This is a genomic window from Stenotrophomonas sp. AS012628, from assembly GCF_010608305.1.
Taxonomy (GTDB): Bacteria; Pseudomonadota; Gammaproteobacteria; order Xanthomonadales; family Xanthomonadaceae; genus Stenotrophomonas; species Stenotrophomonas geniculata.
On the sequence record NZ_VMBJ01000256.1, the window covers coordinates 1 to 230 of the forward strand.

The 230-nt window shown below is 64.3% G+C and carries 1 pseudogene; it reads right to left on the reverse strand.

The features are described from left to right. Positions 1–230 (reverse strand): annotated as a pseudogene (locus G5A07_RS21830) (hypothetical protein); the annotation flags it as partial.

Consider the following 230-nt stretch of genomic DNA (forward strand, 5'->3'; position numbering starts at 1 on the left):
GGCCAGGATGGCGTTGACCGCGCGCGGATGCGTGTTCACGAATCCCGGGGTGGCTTCGTAGAAGTTGAACACCGGCAGCTCGCTGAAATCGCCCAGCGTGCGTGTCTTCAACGCCTTTTGTGCCAGCGCGTGATACGGATCCCACACGACCCACGCATCGACCGCGCCGCTCTCGAAGGCTGCGCGCGCTTCAGCCGGTGGCAGGTAGATCGGCTGAATGTCCTGCACCG